Origin of the sequence: Kribbella polygonati (assembly GCF_050320105.1) — a bacterium.
Taxonomy (GTDB): Bacteria; Actinomycetota; Actinomycetes; order Propionibacteriales; family Kribbellaceae; genus Kribbella.
Genome location: NZ_CP190129.1, coordinates 3,408,968 through 3,423,105 on the forward strand (window position 1 = coordinate 3,408,968; position 14,138 = coordinate 3,423,105).

The window sequence follows — 14,138 nt, forward strand, 5'->3', positions numbered from 1 at the left end:
CCGCCGGGGTCTGTCAGTGGCAGTGGTCGTTGGTGGGGACGGCGCGGCCGGCTGGCTTTTCCCAGGGTTCTTGGCGGCCTAGGGCGGTCATGTCGAGGGCGTTGACGGAGAAGGTCATCGCGTCGGGGCCGCGGCCGTACGTCGAGTAGGTGTGGTAGACGGTGTCGTCGACGCGGAGGAAGCAGCTGAGGCCGTGGAGGTCGAAGGGCTGGTCCTGCTGGATGAAGTCGGCGTTCGGGCGGTCGTCCCATTCGGCCTTCGAGCGGTAGTTGTACTCGAAGGGGACCACCGCGTCGTCGAGCGTGACGTGGTAGTCGTAGTTGAAGGTCGTCCCGGCCGACGAGTACCACGGGTGTACCCAGCCGCGGTCGGCCTTGTAGGCGGCGAGTTTTTCGTACGGGCCGCGGGAGATCAGTACGAACGTCGTGTCGGTCTCGTTCAGCGCGCGCTGCGAGCCGATGTCGTCCACGAACCCGGTGCAGCTCGGGCAGGCGGCGTCCCACTCCGGCGGGTACATGATGTGGTAGACGACGAGCTGGTGCCGCCCTTCGAACAGGTCGACCAGTTTCGCCGGCCCGTTCGCGCCGGTGAACACGTACGGCGTGTCCACCAGCACCATCGGCAACTCCCGCCGCCGGGTGTTCAGCGCGTCCCGCTCCTTCGTGAACGCCTTCTCCGCGGCCAGCAGCTCCCGCCGCGCCGCAGCCCACTCGTCCCGCCCGACAACCTCCGGCAAACTCATCACAAACCTCCTAGAACCCAACAGGTCACCCGGTACGTCGGAACCACCTCCCCCACCTCGACATCGCCGTACCATCAAATCGTGGGTACCGACGAACTGCCGCGGTTGACGCTCCAGGAGCGGCCGGCCAAGAACCTCGCGGCACGCCTTGAGGGCATACTCACCGTGTCCTCGAACTACGTCGGCGTACAGAAGGGCGACCACTTCGTCGAGGTTGCCTGGCCGCCGGGGTGCACCGTGGTCGAGTACGGCGCGTCGTTCGCGGTCCTCGACAGCGACGGGTGGGTAGTGGGAAAGGTTGGAGCTGTGGTGGTGCTGGGCGGTGGGTTCGCCGGGCCGGAGCGCGCGAAGGCTGTCTCGCCGACCGGCAAACCCGGGATCTTCGCCGTCGCCGGTGTGCGCGGGCTGCGCCACTGACCTGCGCGCCGACGGTCGTTGGACCCGTCGCAGGTGAGAAACTGGGTGGTATGCGGAGGCGGGTGCGTACTGGGGTCGTGATCCTGCTGCTGTTCGTGTTGCTGGGTGGGGCCGGGTACGTCGGCTGGGTGCTGGTGCAGCGGTCCGAGCCGGTGTCGTTGCCGGAGCCGACGGGCGCGTTCCAGGTCGGGCGGCGGACGTACGAATGGACCGACAGTGCGCGGCGGGATCCGTTCGCGGACGGGCCGCGGCGGTTGGCCGTGTGGATCTGGTATCCGGTGGCGAAGGGGACGACCGGGCAGCACGTGGCGTACGCGCCGGACCAGTGGAGCGGGATGCACCTCAAGGCCCCGGTCTCGATCTTGCAGGGGCCGTTCGACAGCCTGCAGGACCGTGCCCTGGACCGGGTCGCGATCGCGCCGGGCAAGTTCCCGGTCGTCGTACTGATGCCGGGGATGGGCCTGTCCGCACCGATGTACGCCGCGCTCGCGGAGGATCTCGCCAGCCACGGGTACCTGGTCGCGGGCGTCACGCCGACGTACAGCGCGAACCTGACCGTCCTCGGCGGCGAGCCGGTGACCGGCAAACCGGACGCGAACCCGCCGAACCTCGGCGACAACAACGAGGGCGCCCAGCAGGCCGGCGACCACCTCGTCGGGATCTGGGCGGCGGACGCACGGTTCGCTGCCGGCATGGTCGCGAAGTCGCTGGCGAACTCGGTCGAGCCCGCGGTCGGACCGGCGTACGTCGGGCACTCGTTCGGCGGCGCCGCGTCGCTGGAGGCCTGCCGGCTGGACCAGCGCTGCGCCGCCGCCGTCGACCTGGACGGCTACCAGTTCGGGGACGTCGTACAGAAGGGTGTGAAGGCGCCGATGCTGCTGCTCGGCGCCGACGACTCCTGCATCACCAGCGTCTGCGGCCCGGACGCCAAGAACGACAACGACCGGAACCGCGCCCTCTCGTTGCTGAAGGCAAGCACCGGTACGTCGTGGTGCGCCACCGTCCCGGGCACGAGGCACTTCAACTTCACCGACTACGGCGTGTACTACCTGGCCTCGCCGCTCCGCAGATTCCTTCCGCTCGGCAGCGCGGACCCGCGGCACGCGCTGACCGTCACGAGCGGCTACCTCAACACGTTCCTCTCCCACGTGATCTACAAGACCGCCGCGCCGGGCGCACCGGTCTGCAAGAGCTAAAGGTCCAGTTCGTAGGTCTGGCCGGTCAGCCGGTCGCCCCACATCTCGTGTACTTCGGAGCTCACCAGCCGGAAGCCCCGCGCCAGGTAGATGTGCCGCGCCGCGACGAGCGGATCGTTCGTCCACAGCACCATCCGCTTGTACCCCGCCGACCGCGCGAACTCCAGGCACGTGTCGACCAGCTCCGCGCCGAGCTTCAGCCCGCGCGCCGCCGGCGTCACCAGCAGCAGCCGGAGCTGCGCCGTCGTTTCGTCCGGCCCGCGCACACAGAAAATGCTCCCGGCGCGTTCCCCGTCCACCTCGGCGATCCACGCGGCCTCGCGCGCGTCGTCGTGGTCGGCGGCGTACTGCGCCACGATCTGCGCGATCAGCGTCTCGTACGCGGCCGCCCAGCCGTACTCCCGCGCATAGATCTCTGCGTGCGCCTGCGCCACCCAGCCGAGGTCTCCAGGCTGCCCCAGCTTCCTGATCAGTTTCGTCATCAACCTACCCGATCTACTGACACGACTGTTTCAGTGAGCAATACTAGACCCGTGCCGACCACAACGGAAGCTCCTTCAGCGCGACAGCAAGAACTGCTCGAGCGCGCCTACTCGTATTCGCTCACCCACGGGCTGGCCGACCTGTCGCTGCGCCCGCTGGCGAGCGCGATCGGCTCCAGCCCGCGGGTACTGCTCTTCCTGTTCGGCAGCAAGGACGGCCTGATCCGCGCACTCCTCGCCCGCGGCCGCGCCGACCAGCTCGAGCTCCTCCACCAGACCGAGCAGCGGTACGACGACCCGCCCGGCCTGACCGTCGTCGCCCGCGAACTCTGGACCTGGCTGGCCGCTCCCGAGCGCCGCCCGCTGATGACCTTCTGGGTGGAGGCCTACGGCCGCTCCCTGGTCGCACCCGACGGCCCGTGGTCGGACTTCGCCCGCTCCACGGTCGACGACTGGCTCGAACTCCTCAAGGCCAGCGAACCCGGCCAGACCGAGGCACGACGTACCGCCGTACTGGCCGTCCTCCGCGGCGCCCTGATCGACCTGCTCGCCACCGGCGACCTCGAACGAACCACCGCCGCGGTCGAGGACTACCTAGCCGACTAGCTCGAACCCGACGGTCCGCTTCGCGATGTCGGCCTCGACGAGTTTGACGCGGACCTGCTGGCCGAGTGGGAGCGCCGTACCGGTGACGCGACCCTCGATGGCGGGCTCGGTGAGGACGACGATGCCGCGGTTCGGGGACTTCTCGTCGACGTCGGTGATCACGCCGTCGAACGTCGCGCCGAGCCGGTCCGCGACCAGGCCGGCCTCGACCATGCTGACGATCGACCGCTCGTACGCGTGGGCGCGACGGTCCGCGTCGTCCATGATCTTCGGGATCTCGTCCATCGACTCCCGAACCCACTCCGGTACGTCGGTACCGGCCGAGAGCGCGACGCAGATCTCGCCGGTCCAGCGGTCCACCAGCCGCCGCAGCGGCGCCGTGACGTGGGCGTACTCCGCCTTCATCGCGGCGTGCTGCGGCTTGTCCGGAACGCTGCCGTCAAAAGCTGTGTACCCGGCGCCGCGGAACAGCACGGTGCACGCGGCCAGCATCGCGGCGTGCGCGGGGGTCGCCGGGTCGAGGCCGTGGATGAACGCGGCGTACGACACGTCGGCCGGCCAGTCGATGCCGAGCGCCTTCGCGGTGTTGCCGAGCTTGCGGCGCAGGTCGTCGTGCGACTCGGGCAGTGTACGCAGGATGCCGATCCTGCCCTTCATCATCAGCTGCGCGGCGGCCATGCCGGTGAGCAGCGAGATCTGCGCGTTCCAGCCCTCGACCGGCAGCGGTGCGCGGAACTGGAGGCCCCAGCCGCCGTCGGAGGTGACGACCTCCTGGTCCGGGATCGGCAGGTTGACGCCGCCGCGGTCGAGCTCGCACTGCTCGCGGAGCTTGCCGACCTCGCGGAGCAGCCGCAGCGACTCGGACGCCGTACCCGCGTCCAGGTCCTGCTGTACGCCGGCGTAGTTGAGCTTCGCGCGCGACTTCACCCGGGCGCGCTCGCACGTCACGCCGGTGATCTCCCCGGCCGCGTCGAGGGTGACCGTCCACAGCAGCGCCGGACGGACCTCGTCGGGTAGTAGCGAGGCCGCGCCCTCGGAGAGCTCCGGCGGGTGCAGCGGGGTGCGCTTGTCCGGCGCGTACAAGGTCTCGCCGCGGCGTCGCGCCTCGGTGTCGATCGGGTCGCCGGCCCGCACGTACGCCGCCACGTCCGCGATCGCGTAGTACACCGTGAAGCCGTCGCCGGCGCGCTCGATGTGCAACGCCTGGTCGAGGTCCATCGAGTCCGGCGGGTCGATCGTGACGAACTCGAGGTCGGTCCGGTCCAGCTCCGGCAGTACGGCGTTCCCGGCCGCCCGCTCCGCGGTCGCGGTCACCTCCGGCGGGAACTCCGCCGGCACCTCCTGCTCCCGGCGAATGTCCTGCAACGAAGCCCGGAAAACCTCCGGCACATCCTCGGCGAAACGAACCCTCTGCAGCGGCATGGGGTCAGACTAGCGGCGGCACCACATTGAAAGAGCGCAAGGACGCCAGGCCGTCGGCGTACCAGTGGGCCTCGGTGATGGTTGCGGGGCGGAGTTCCATCCGGAAGATCGAGGACATCGGGGCCTGGAGGACCGAGCGGACCATCAGCTTGATCGGGGTCACGTGGGTGACCACGAGCACCGTCTTGCCCGGGTGCCGCGCGAGCAGGCCGTCCCGCGCCGAGCGTGCTCGCCGGGCGCAGGCGTCGAACGACTCACCGCCGGGCGGCGCCACCGTCGTCGACTCCAGCCACGCGTTCAGCGCGTCCGGCCACTTCTCCTGGACCTCGGCGAACGTGTGCCCGTCCCAGTCGCCGAACGAGCACTCGACCCAGCCCTCGTCCACGACGACGTCCAGCCCGAGCTCCGCACCGGCCGCGGCCGCCGTCTCCCGCGCCCGCCGCATCGGCGAGGTCACGATCGCGTCGATCCCGCCGAGCCGCGCCAGGTACGTCGCCGCCGCGGCCGCCTGGGCCCGTCCGTTCTCGCTCAGCACCGGGTCGTCGCCGCCGGAACCCGAGAACCGCTTCTCCGCGGTGTGCGGCGTCTCGCCGTGCCGCAGGAAGATCAACCGGGTCGGCGGCTCCGCCTGCGTACCCCAACCGCGCAACGCCTTCCCCAGATCGGAAGGCTGCCCGGCCGGCTGCGCGGCCGCCGCCGGCGCGTCCGCGGGCTGCAACGGGATCGGCACGCCGTCGAGGGCGTTGTTCGCGAGAGCGTCCGCGGCCGCGTTCTTCGCCCGCGGCACCCACGTCCACTCGGTCCCGAACGGCGCCAGCCCCTGCGCCTTGATCGCCAGCGGCTGCAGGTCCGGGTGCTTGATCTTCCACCGGCCGGCCATCTGCTCGACGACCAGCTTCGAGTCCATCCGTACTTCGATCGACGCGTTCGGCGCGTACTCCGCGGCGAGCTCGAGGCCCGCGATCAGCCCGGAGTACTCCGCGACGTTGTTGGTCGCGATCCCGATCGTCCTGCCCTGCTGGGCGATGACCTTCCCGGTCACCGGGTCCCGGACGAGCGCGCCGTACGACGCCGGCCCCGGGTTCCCCCGCGATCCACCGTCGGCCTCGACGATGACGTGGCTGTACGTCATACCGCGCTGTCCGCCGTCCTGACGAGGATGCGGCCGCACTCCTCGCACCGCAGTACGGCGTCGGGCGCGGCGGCCTTGATCGCGTTCAGGTCGGACGGGGCGAGCTCCATCCGGCAGCCCATGCAGCGCTTGCCGACCAGCGGCGCGGCGCCGATGCCGCCGTTGTGCTCACGCAGCCGCTGGTACTGCGACACAAGGGCTTCCGGCAGCTCGGTCACGACGACGGCGCGCTGGTCGGCGACCCCGGCGCGCTGCTCGTCCAGCTCCTTGATCGCGGCGTCGCGGGTGGTCTCCAGCTCGGACTGCCGTCCGGCGAACGCCTCCGCCCGGGTCCGCAGGCCGGTCTGCACGACCTCGGCGGCCTCGAGCTTCTCCATCACCTCGAGCTCGGAGTCCTCCAGGTCCGAGATCCGGCGGTCCAGCGAGCCGATCTCGTGCTGCAGGTTCTCCAGGTCGCGCGGCGAGGTGACCTGGCCGGAGTCGAGCCGCTGCTGGTTCCGCGCGCGGCGCTGGCGGACCTGCTCGACATCGCTGTCGGCCTTCTTCTGCTCGCGCTGCAGGTCGCTGACCTCGGTGTCCGCGGTGACCAGCTCACGGTCGACGACGGACTTCTCGGCGGCCAGGTCCTTGAGCGCCTGGTGCTCCGGCAGCGACGCGCGCTTGTGCGCGACCTGGTCGAGCTGCAGGTCGAGGTCCTGCAGGTCCAGCAGCCGGCGTTGGACGGCGGGCTCGGCGTTCAGAGTCGGCTCCTTAGATCGTTGGCGGCGTACTCAGATCCGCAGCGTCCATGCGTCCGTGCAGAGTGTTGAGATGTGAGTGTCCACGGTACTGCCTCGGCCCGCGAGGCCTTCGAGCAGGAGGCGCTCCGCGTCCGCGAGCCACGGCCACTCGCTGGCCCAGTGTGCGACGTCGACCAGCGCGGGGTCGCCGTACGCGCGGGCCTCGGTCGCCGGGTGGTGCCGCAGGTCGGCGGTCAGGTACGCGTCGACACCGGCCGCACGCACCCGCGCGAACTCCGAGTCACCCGCTCCGCCGACCACCGCGACGGTCTCGATCGTCCGTTCCGGATCACCCGCGACGCGGACGCCGTGCGCGGTCCACGGCAGACTCTCCGCGACCAGCCGCGCGAAGTCCGCCAGCGGCAACGGCTCCGCCAGTACGCCGACCCGCCCGCCGCCGCGCTCGCTCGGCAGCTCGGCCAGCTCGTAGAAGTCGTACGCCGGCTCCTCGTAGGAATGGGCCGCGATCAGCGCCTCGCGGACCGCGCGGCGGTGCCGGCGCGGGAGGATCATCTCGATCCGGTCCTCGGCGACGACCTCGATGTCCCCGACCGTCCCGATCGCCGGGTTCGCGCCCGCCAGCGGCCGGAACGTCCCCTCGCCGGTCACGCTCCACGCGGCGCGCTCGTAGTTGCCGATCCGCCCGGCACCGGCCTTCGCGAGTGCGTCCAGCATCGCCTGGGTCTCCGCGACCGGGACGCCGACAACGACCTTGTCCATCGGCTCGGCCGGCATCGCCTTCAGCGGGCGCGTGTCGCGCAGCCCGATCGCGGCGGCGAGTGCGTCGCTCACACCCGGGTTCGCGTTGTCGGCGTTCGTGTGACAGACGTGCAAGGCGACACCGGCACGAATCAGGTCGGTGATCACCCGGCCCTTGGGTGTCGTCGCGGCGACGCTGTTCACTCCGCGCAGCAACAGCGGGTGGTGCGTGACGAGCAGGTCGAACCCGCCGTCGATCGCCTCGTCGACCACGGCCCGCATCGGATCGACCGCGAACAGGATCCGCCGTACCTCCTGCTCCGGATCGCCGGTGACCAGGCCGACGGCGTCCCAGTCCTCCGCCCAGGCAGGGTTGTAGAGCCGATCGAGTACTGCGAGCACGTCCGCTAGCGTCGTCACGCGCTTATCCTGACATTCCATGGATCGTGACGGGGGCAACCGCCCGGTGCCCCCGCCACGACCATGTCCGCCGGTACCGGCGACGGCGTGGGGTGCGACCGCCCCGCCGCATCCGCCACAACACCCGCACCGGCGGGAACGCCCCGGCCACACAGGGGGGAGGGCCGTCTCGGGACAGCCCGGCCGGGGCGCGTTCTGGGAGACCTAGATGAGCCAGGCCGTGGTGTCGCTCGGCAGCTTGTCGCCCTCGAGCGGGCCGCTGGACAGTACGACGGCGGCGTCCGGCAGCTCGACCGGTGCGGCGCCGAAGTTCGTCACGCACTGCCAGCCGCCGGAGCGGACGAAGTGCAGTACGTCGTCGGCGCCGTCGACCCAGGTCAGCGCGCTGCCGGTGCGGAGCCCACGCCGTACCGCGAGGGCCTTGCGGTACAGGCTCAGCGTCGACTCGACGTCGTCCTGCTGCGCCTCGACCGAGTACGCCCCGAACCACTTCGGCTGCAGCAGGTGCGCGCCGCCGGCGCCGAAGCCGAAGGACAGGCCGCCGACCGTCCACGGGATCGGCACCCGGCACCCGTCGCGGCCTTTCTCGGCACCCTTCGACCGGAAGTACGCCGGGTCCTGCAGGTTCGCGGCGGGCAGCTCGCCGACCTCCTGCAGCCCGAGCTCCTCACCCTGGTACAGGTACGCCGAACCGGGCAGCGCGAGCATCAGCATCGTCGCCGCACGCGCCCGGCGCAGACCGAGCGCCACGTCCACGGTCGGCTCGGTGCCGTTGCTGAGCAGCCAGTCCTTGCCGTCCTGCCAGCCGCCCTTCGGGTTCTTCGGCAGGCCGTACCGGGTGGCGTGCCGGACGACGTCGTGGTTCGAGAACACCCACGTCGACGAGGACCCGTTCTGCTCGGCGAACTCCAGGTTCTCCTCGATCACCTTGCGGAACTTGTCGTACTCGAAGTCGGCCTGCAGCAGGTCGAAGTTGAACGCCTGCCCGAGCCCGTCGGCGCTCGCGTACCGTGCCCGCCGGGCGGCCGGCACGAACGCCTCGGCGACCGCGGAGCGCGGCGGGTCGTACGTGTTCAGCAGCTTGCGCCAGTCCTTGTAGATCTCGTGGACGCCTTCCTGGTCCCACAGCGGGTGCTTGCCGTTGGACTCCGACTGCCTGGGCAGCGTGGCCTTCGCCGGGAACGGCTCGGTGAGGTCCTTCACCAGCGCGTGCGCGACGTCGACCCGGAAGCCGTCGACGCCCCGGTCCGACCAGAACTTCAGGGTCTCCAGGAAGTCCGCCCGTACCTCGGGGTGCTGCCAGTTCAGGTCGGGCTGCTCGGCCGCGAACATGTGCAGGTACCACTGGCCGTCGTCGGTCTGCGCCCACGCCGAGCCGCCGAACACCGAGTCCCAGTCCGACGGCGGCTGGTCGCCGTCGCCGTCGCGGAAGATGTACCGGTCCCGGGCCGGGTGCCCCTTGGCCGCCTCCAGCGCCTCGACGAACCACTCGTGCCGGTCGGAGGTGTGGTTCGGGACGATGTCGACGATCAGCTTGATGCCCTCGGCGTGCAGCGCCTCGACCAGCTGGTCGAAGTCGGACAGCGTGCCGAGCCGCGGGTCGACGTTGCGGTAGTCGTCCACGTCGTACCCGCCGTCGGCCAGCGCGGACGGGTAGAACGGGCTCAGCCACACCGCGTCGATACCCAGCGCCACCAGGTACGGGACTCGACTGATGATGCCGGGCAGGTCCCCGACGCCGTCGCCGTTGGAGTCGGCGAAGCTGCGCGGATAGATCTGGTACACGACGGCCTGCCGCCACCAGTCGGACTGTGTCGTTTGGGCGGCTTGGGTCTGCGGACTCGCCACGATCGCCTCACTCGGAAATCAGCCGGTAACCCGGGGTTTATATATAGGCTCTAAATTTAGAATCTGCATGTATTCTGCGGTCGGTAGGACGACGAGGTCAAGGGGCTTTCATGGCGAAACCACCGGCTACCCCGCCCACGGCGACGCCGACGATGCTGCGGCGGGTGAACGCGGGCAAGGTACTCGGCGTGCTGAACCGCGCACGGGTGATGACAGGAACCGGCCTGATCGAGGCCACCGGTCTCACCCGGGCGACCGTGCACGCGGTCTGCAACGACCTGATCTCGATGGGGTGGGTGGTCGAGCTCGACCCGGGCCGGACCTCGGTGGGGCGGCCGTCGCGGCGGTTCGAGTTCAACGGGCGGGCCGGGTACGTGCTCGGGATCGACATCGGCGCGGCGAAGACGACCGTGCTGCTGTCGGACCTGCGCGGCGAGACGGTCGCCAAGGCCGGACGCTCGGCGGCCGGCGTGAAGGCGCCCGGCGAGCGGACCGAGATCGTGCACGAGACCGTGGTCGAGGCGCTGGAGTCCGCGGGGGTGTCGGACAGCCAGGTGCTGGCCGCGGGTGCGGGAGTCGCCGCGCCGGTGGACCGGGACGGGAACATCCTGGTCGCGGACGAGTTCTGGCGGCGGTTCGACACCGGGCTGTCGCAGCGGCTCACCGAACTGCACGGCTGGCCGGTGCTGCTCGAGAACGACGCCAATCTCGCCGCGCTCGGCGAGCACTGGCGCGGCGAGGCGCGGAACGTCGACGACCTCGTCGTACTGCTGGCGGGCGAGCGGTTCGGATCCGGGTTGATGGACTCCGGGCGGCTGCTGCACGGGAGCCGCGGCGGGGCCGGCGAGATGGTGTTCCTGAAGCTGATCGAGGGCGTTGGCGACACCCACGGTATTGCCCGGATCGCCCGGGAGAACGGGACGGCGGCGGTGGCGGACGCCGCCGTACGGACGTCGTTGCGGTCGCTGGCGGTCGACGGTGCGGTGACGGCGGAGCAGGTGTTCGGCGCCGCGGCCGACGGCGACAAGGTTGCCCAGGGCATCCTTCAGGACATCGCCGGCCGGACCGCCCGGGTGGTCGCCACCCTCGGCACCCTGTTCAACCCCGAACTGGTCGTCCTCGGCGGCGCCGTCGCCCAGGCCGCCGCCGCCCTACTCCCCGACGTCGAACGCCAACTCACCGACTACACCAGCACTCCCCCACGCGTCGCGGTCTCCTCCCTCGGCGACGCCATAGTCTCCGTCGGCGCCGTCCGCCACGCCCTCAACTACGTCGAGCAGCACGCCCTGGACCTAGAACTCACCTGCCGCCCGTAGAGTCCCGAACCTCCAGCCCATCACAATCGCCGCCCGACGGCTCCCCTCCCGCTCAAGCGGTCGGCGCACCCACAATTGTGATGGCCTGGCCGTCCGCCACCGGCACTGGACCCGACCGCGACCACCCTGTCGCGCACCAACAGCACTCCACCCCGCCGACCCCGCCGAGACCGCAGCCGGCACAGACCACCAAGCGCCGCCCCGCCCGCCATCGCCCCGCGGGCCGGAACGGTCCGGTACGTCGGCCGTCGGCGGCCGGCGGGGCGTGGGGACGACGGAGACCGGAGCAGGCCACGCCGCCGAAGCCGGTGTGGCGGGCGGCTAGCGGGTCAGGTGGCGGGCGATTGCTTCCAGGACGACCATGTTGCGGCCGGAGGTGGTGGCGGACGGGATGCCGGGTGGGACGAGGGACTGGTCTTCGGGGATGCCGGTGCAGAGGATGAAGACGTTGTCGGGGTGGGTTTCGACGAGGTGGGCGAGGGCGGCGCGCATCCACGGCGTGCGGCCCGCGTCCTGTACGGCGATCACCAGCGGCCGGCCCTGGGCCGCCTTAGCTGCCTGGGCGATCGCGTCGTCCTGCGGCGCACCGTTCTCGGTCAGGTGGTGCTCACCGCGCAGCACCACCCCGTCCGCGCCCGGCGCGACCCGCGTGAAGATTTCCGGAAGCCCCGAGAAGTACGGGTTCCACGCCGGGTGCAGCCCCTGCGTCAGATCGACCACGTACGGCGACCCGCCGAGCGCCGGGAACGTCTGCCCGGCCACCACCCGCGCCGCCACCTCCCGGATCGGCGCCCCGCCGAGTCCCGACTGCCGGCTGCGCTGACCGAGCGACGCCGCGAGCGCCCGCACCCGCGCGGCCGCATCGGCCACCCGCTCCGCCGGCAGCTCCCCACGCCGGACAGCCTCGACGACGCGCGCCGTCAGCGCGCGCGGGTCCGCCGTACCGACCGCGATCATCGCCAGGTCCGCACCCGCACCGATCGACGCGACCGCGGCGTCCTCGATCGAGCGGTTCTTCGTGATCGCCTGCATCTCGAGCGCGTCGGTGGTGATCACCCCGGTGAACCCGAGCTCCTCCCGCAGCAACCCGGTCAGCACCCGGTGCGACAGCGTGGCGGGCTGGTCGTCGTACGCCGAGAAGATGATGTGCGCGCTCATCACCACATCGGCCCCGGCCGCGATCGTCGCCCGGAACGGCGCCAACTCGACCGCACCGACCTCTTCCACGGAGCGGTCCACCCGCGGCAGATCGGTGTGTGAGTCGACCGCGACGTCGCCGTGCCCCGGGAAGTGCTTCGGGCAGGCGGCGATCCCCGCGTCATGCACGCCCCGGACGAACGCGACCCCGTGCCGCGACACGACGTCCGCCGTACGCCCGAACGAGCGGGTGGAGATGATCGGGTTCGCCGGGTTGCTGTTCACGTCGACCGACGGCGCGAGCATCAGGTCGATGCCGAGCGAGGCCAGGGTCGCGGCCGCGTCCCGGGCCGCGGCGCGGGTCAGCTCGGTGTCGTCCAGGTCGCCGAGGAGCCGCGGGGACGCCAGCGGCCACGGGTTCGCCGGCGCGAGGTGGCTGAACTCGCCGCCCTCGTGGTCGATCGCGACGATCAGGTCGGGCCGCTCGGACCGCAGTACGGCGGTCAGCGCCGCCACCTGCTCGGCGTCCGCGACGTTCCGGGTGAACAGGATGACCGCGCCGAGGCCGCCGGCCACCGCGCGCCGCAGTTCGTCGGGGGCCGTCGTACCGGTGAAGCCGACGACCAGCGCACCGGCCGCGTCCCGATCCAGTTGAGCACTCATTCCGTAACCCTCTCGCAGTCGTGGCAGCCGGCGCCAGCGGGGGTCCGTCGACGCCCTGAGGGGCATCGTTGTCAGGCGTTGTCATGGCAGTTAACTGCCGCCACCCTGCGGGTTTTCCATGATTACCACCTTTCACCCCTGTCTGTTCGGGCCGACTACAGATAACGTTGTCTCTCGACCTGACCGCCCTGACCGGGGGGACGATGAGCGACGACACTGGGGACGACACATTGGTGGCGCGGGAATCCGTGCTGGGCATCGACATCGGCGGCACGAAGATGGCCGCCGCTTTGGTGTCCGCCGACGGCACGATTCTCACCGGCGACCGGATCCGGACCCCGTCCGGCGGCGCCGACCAGGTGTTCGCCGCGCTCGGTGAGCTGATCGACCGGGTCCGCGGCGACGCCGCCCCGCTCGCGGTCGGCGTCGGTTCGGCCGGCCCGCTCGACCAGCAGCACGGTCTGGTCTCCCCGGTGAACATCCCCGGCTGGCGCAACTTCCCCCTCGTGGACCGGGTCCGCGCGCTGACCGGCGACGTACCGGTGACGCTCGGCATGGACGGGCACTGCTTCGCGCTCGGCGAGTTCTGGAGCGGCGCGGGGCGGGACGCGAAGACCCTGCTCGGCATCGTGGTGTCGACCGGTGTCGGCGGCGGGCTGGTGGTCGACGGCAAGCCGCTGATCGGCCAGTCCGGCAACGCGGCGCACATCGGTCACGTGGTCGTCGACCAGGACGGCGAGGCCTGCGCGTGCGGGTCGTACGGCTGTGTCGAGGCGTACGCGAGCGGCCCGCGGATGGTGGCCCGCGCGCAGCGCAGCGGCTGGCGGACGGACGAGGACGTGGACGCCGAAGTACTGGCCGCCGACGCCGCCGCCGGGGACGAGCTCGCGCTGGCCGCGTTCGACGACGGCGCGCAGGCGCTGGCGGCGGGGATCGTGGCGACGGCTGTCACCGTGGACCTGACCACGGTCGTGATCGGCGGCGGGGTCGCGAAGGCCGGGCCGGTGCTGTTCGACCCGGTGCAGGCGTGGGTGAAGCGGCTCGCCCAGCTGCCGTTCGTCGCGGACCTCACCGTGGAACCGGCCCAACTGGACAACGCCGGGCTGCTCGGCGCCGCACATCAGGCGTGGGCCGCACTGTCCTGATCCGCACATTCGGGGTGCTGCGGTAAAGGTTCTCCCGCACACCTTTGCGCAATTCTTACGAATCTTCCGGATCCGTGTAACGACACCCCTACGCGCAGCGATTCAAGGGATGGATGGGGTGGGGGCACCGTCAT

The 14,138-nt window shown here is 71.1% G+C and carries 13 protein-coding genes; 5 read left to right on the top strand and 8 right to left on the bottom strand.

The window, feature by feature from the left end:
- Positions 1 to 13 precede the first annotated feature (13 nt).
- A complete protein-coding gene (locus ACQHIV_RS16260; RefSeq protein ID WP_427895152.1) occupies positions 14 to 742 on the bottom strand; it encodes a DUF899 domain-containing protein in 729 nt (242 codons plus the stop codon).
- Between the two features lie 81 nt (positions 743 to 823).
- Between ACQHIV_RS16260 and ACQHIV_RS16265 the strand changes: the two genes are divergently transcribed.
- Together ACQHIV_RS16265 and ACQHIV_RS16270 are read left to right on the top strand one after the other, a co-directional pair.
- The gene (locus ACQHIV_RS16265) at positions 824 to 1,159 is read left to right on the top strand and encodes a hypothetical protein (protein WP_427895154.1); all 336 of its coding nucleotides are present in this window, start codon (positions 824 to 826) and stop codon (positions 1,157 to 1,159) included.
- 50 nt (positions 1,160 to 1,209) lie between these two features.
- Positions 1,210 to 2,355: a hypothetical protein gene (locus tag ACQHIV_RS16270; RefSeq protein WP_427895155.1), complete on the top strand. Its 1,146-nt coding sequence runs from the start codon at positions 1,210 to 1,212 to the stop codon at positions 2,353 to 2,355.
- Here the strand turns inward: ACQHIV_RS16270 and ACQHIV_RS16275 are convergent.
- Positions 2,352 to 2,837 (bottom strand): GNAT family N-acetyltransferase, encoded by a 486-nt coding sequence (locus ACQHIV_RS16275; RefSeq protein WP_427895157.1) that lies wholly within the window; start codon positions 2,835 to 2,837, stop codon positions 2,352 to 2,354. The genes ACQHIV_RS16270 and ACQHIV_RS16275 overlap by 4 nt on opposite strands.
- A 51-nt stretch (positions 2,838 to 2,888) precedes the next feature.
- Here ACQHIV_RS16275 and ACQHIV_RS16280 point away from each other — a divergent pair, with 51 nt between their 5' ends.
- Entirely contained in the window at positions 2,889 to 3,443 is a 555-nt protein-coding gene (locus tag ACQHIV_RS16280) for a TetR/AcrR family transcriptional regulator (RefSeq protein ID WP_427895159.1), read from the top strand.
- Here the strand turns inward: ACQHIV_RS16280 and ACQHIV_RS16285 are convergent.
- The 5 genes from ACQHIV_RS16285 to ACQHIV_RS16305 form a co-directional block, all read right to left on the bottom strand.
- Entirely contained in the window at positions 3,432 to 4,865 is a 1,434-nt protein-coding gene (locus ACQHIV_RS16285) for an RNB domain-containing ribonuclease (protein WP_427895161.1), read from the bottom strand. The two genes, ACQHIV_RS16280 and ACQHIV_RS16285, sit on opposite strands and share 12 nt — an antisense overlap.
- A 4-nt stretch (positions 4,866 to 4,869) precedes the next feature.
- On the bottom strand, positions 4,870 to 5,997 hold the full coding sequence (locus ACQHIV_RS16290; protein ID WP_427895162.1) for a bifunctional RNase H/acid phosphatase: 1,128 nt from the start codon (positions 5,995 to 5,997) through the stop codon (positions 4,870 to 4,872).
- Complete coding sequence (locus ACQHIV_RS16295) at positions 5,994 to 6,737, bottom strand: zinc ribbon domain-containing protein (RefSeq protein WP_427896508.1); 744 nt, start codon at positions 6,735 to 6,737, stop codon at positions 5,994 to 5,996. Before ACQHIV_RS16295 ends, ACQHIV_RS16290 begins: the two co-directional genes overlap by 4 nt.
- 30 nt (positions 6,738 to 6,767) lie before the next feature.
- A complete protein-coding gene (locus ACQHIV_RS16300) occupies positions 6,768 to 7,895 on the bottom strand; it encodes a Nif3-like dinuclear metal center hexameric protein (RefSeq protein ID WP_427895164.1) in 1,128 nt (375 codons plus the stop codon).
- A 204-nt stretch (positions 7,896 to 8,099) separates the two neighbouring features.
- Complete coding sequence (locus tag ACQHIV_RS16305) at positions 8,100 to 9,743, bottom strand: glycoside hydrolase family 13 protein (RefSeq protein ID WP_427895166.1); 1,644 nt, start codon at positions 9,741 to 9,743, stop codon at positions 8,100 to 8,102.
- 110 nt (positions 9,744 to 9,853) lie between these two features.
- Here ACQHIV_RS16305 and ACQHIV_RS16310 point away from each other — a divergent pair, with 110 nt between their 5' ends.
- Positions 9,854 to 11,059, top strand: coding sequence for an ROK family transcriptional regulator (locus tag ACQHIV_RS16310; RefSeq protein WP_427895168.1), 1,206 nt, complete (start codon positions 9,854 to 9,856; stop codon positions 11,057 to 11,059).
- 321 nt (positions 11,060 to 11,380) lie between these two features.
- On the opposite strand, the gene nagZ is transcribed toward ACQHIV_RS16310, so the two are convergent.
- A complete protein-coding gene (nagZ, locus tag ACQHIV_RS16315) occupies positions 11,381 to 12,859 on the bottom strand; it encodes a beta-N-acetylhexosaminidase (protein ID WP_427895169.1) in 1,479 nt (492 codons plus the stop codon).
- A gap of 203 nt (positions 12,860 to 13,062) precedes the next feature.
- On the opposite strand from nagZ, the gene ACQHIV_RS16320 reads away from it, so the two are divergent.
- Positions 13,063 to 14,004 carry an ROK family protein gene (locus tag ACQHIV_RS16320; protein ID WP_427895171.1) on the top strand — a complete coding sequence of 314 codons (942 nt, stop codon included), beginning with the start codon at positions 13,063 to 13,065 and terminating at the stop codon, positions 14,002 to 14,004.
- The last annotated feature ends 134 nt before the right edge of the window (positions 14,005 to 14,138 follow it).

Coding starts and splice junctions, on each gene's coding strand:
- ACQHIV_RS16275 (WP_427895157.1), bottom strand. CDS start 2,837: ATGACGAAACTGATCAGGAAGCTGGGGCAGCCTGGAGACCTCGGCTGG.
- ACQHIV_RS16260 (WP_427895152.1), bottom strand. CDS start 742: ATGAGTTTGCCGGAGGTTGTCGGGCGGGACGAGTGGGCTGCGGCGCGG.
- ACQHIV_RS16310 (WP_427895168.1), top strand. CDS start 9,854: ATGGCGAAACCACCGGCTACCCCGCCCACGGCGACGCCGACGATGCTG.
- ACQHIV_RS16285 (WP_427895161.1), bottom strand. CDS start 4,865: ATGCCGCTGCAGAGGGTTCGTTTCGCCGAGGATGTGCCGGAGGTTTTC.
- ACQHIV_RS16290 (WP_427895162.1), bottom strand. CDS start 5,997: ATGACGTACAGCCACGTCATCGTCGAGGCCGACGGTGGATCGCGGGGG.
- ACQHIV_RS16270 (WP_427895155.1), top strand. CDS start 1,210: ATGCGGAGGCGGGTGCGTACTGGGGTCGTGATCCTGCTGCTGTTCGTG.
- ACQHIV_RS16320 (WP_427895171.1), top strand. CDS start 13,063: ATGAGCGACGACACTGGGGACGACACATTGGTGGCGCGGGAATCCGTG.
- nagZ (WP_427895169.1), bottom strand. CDS start 12,859: ATGAGTGCTCAACTGGATCGGGACGCGGCCGGTGCGCTGGTCGTCGGC.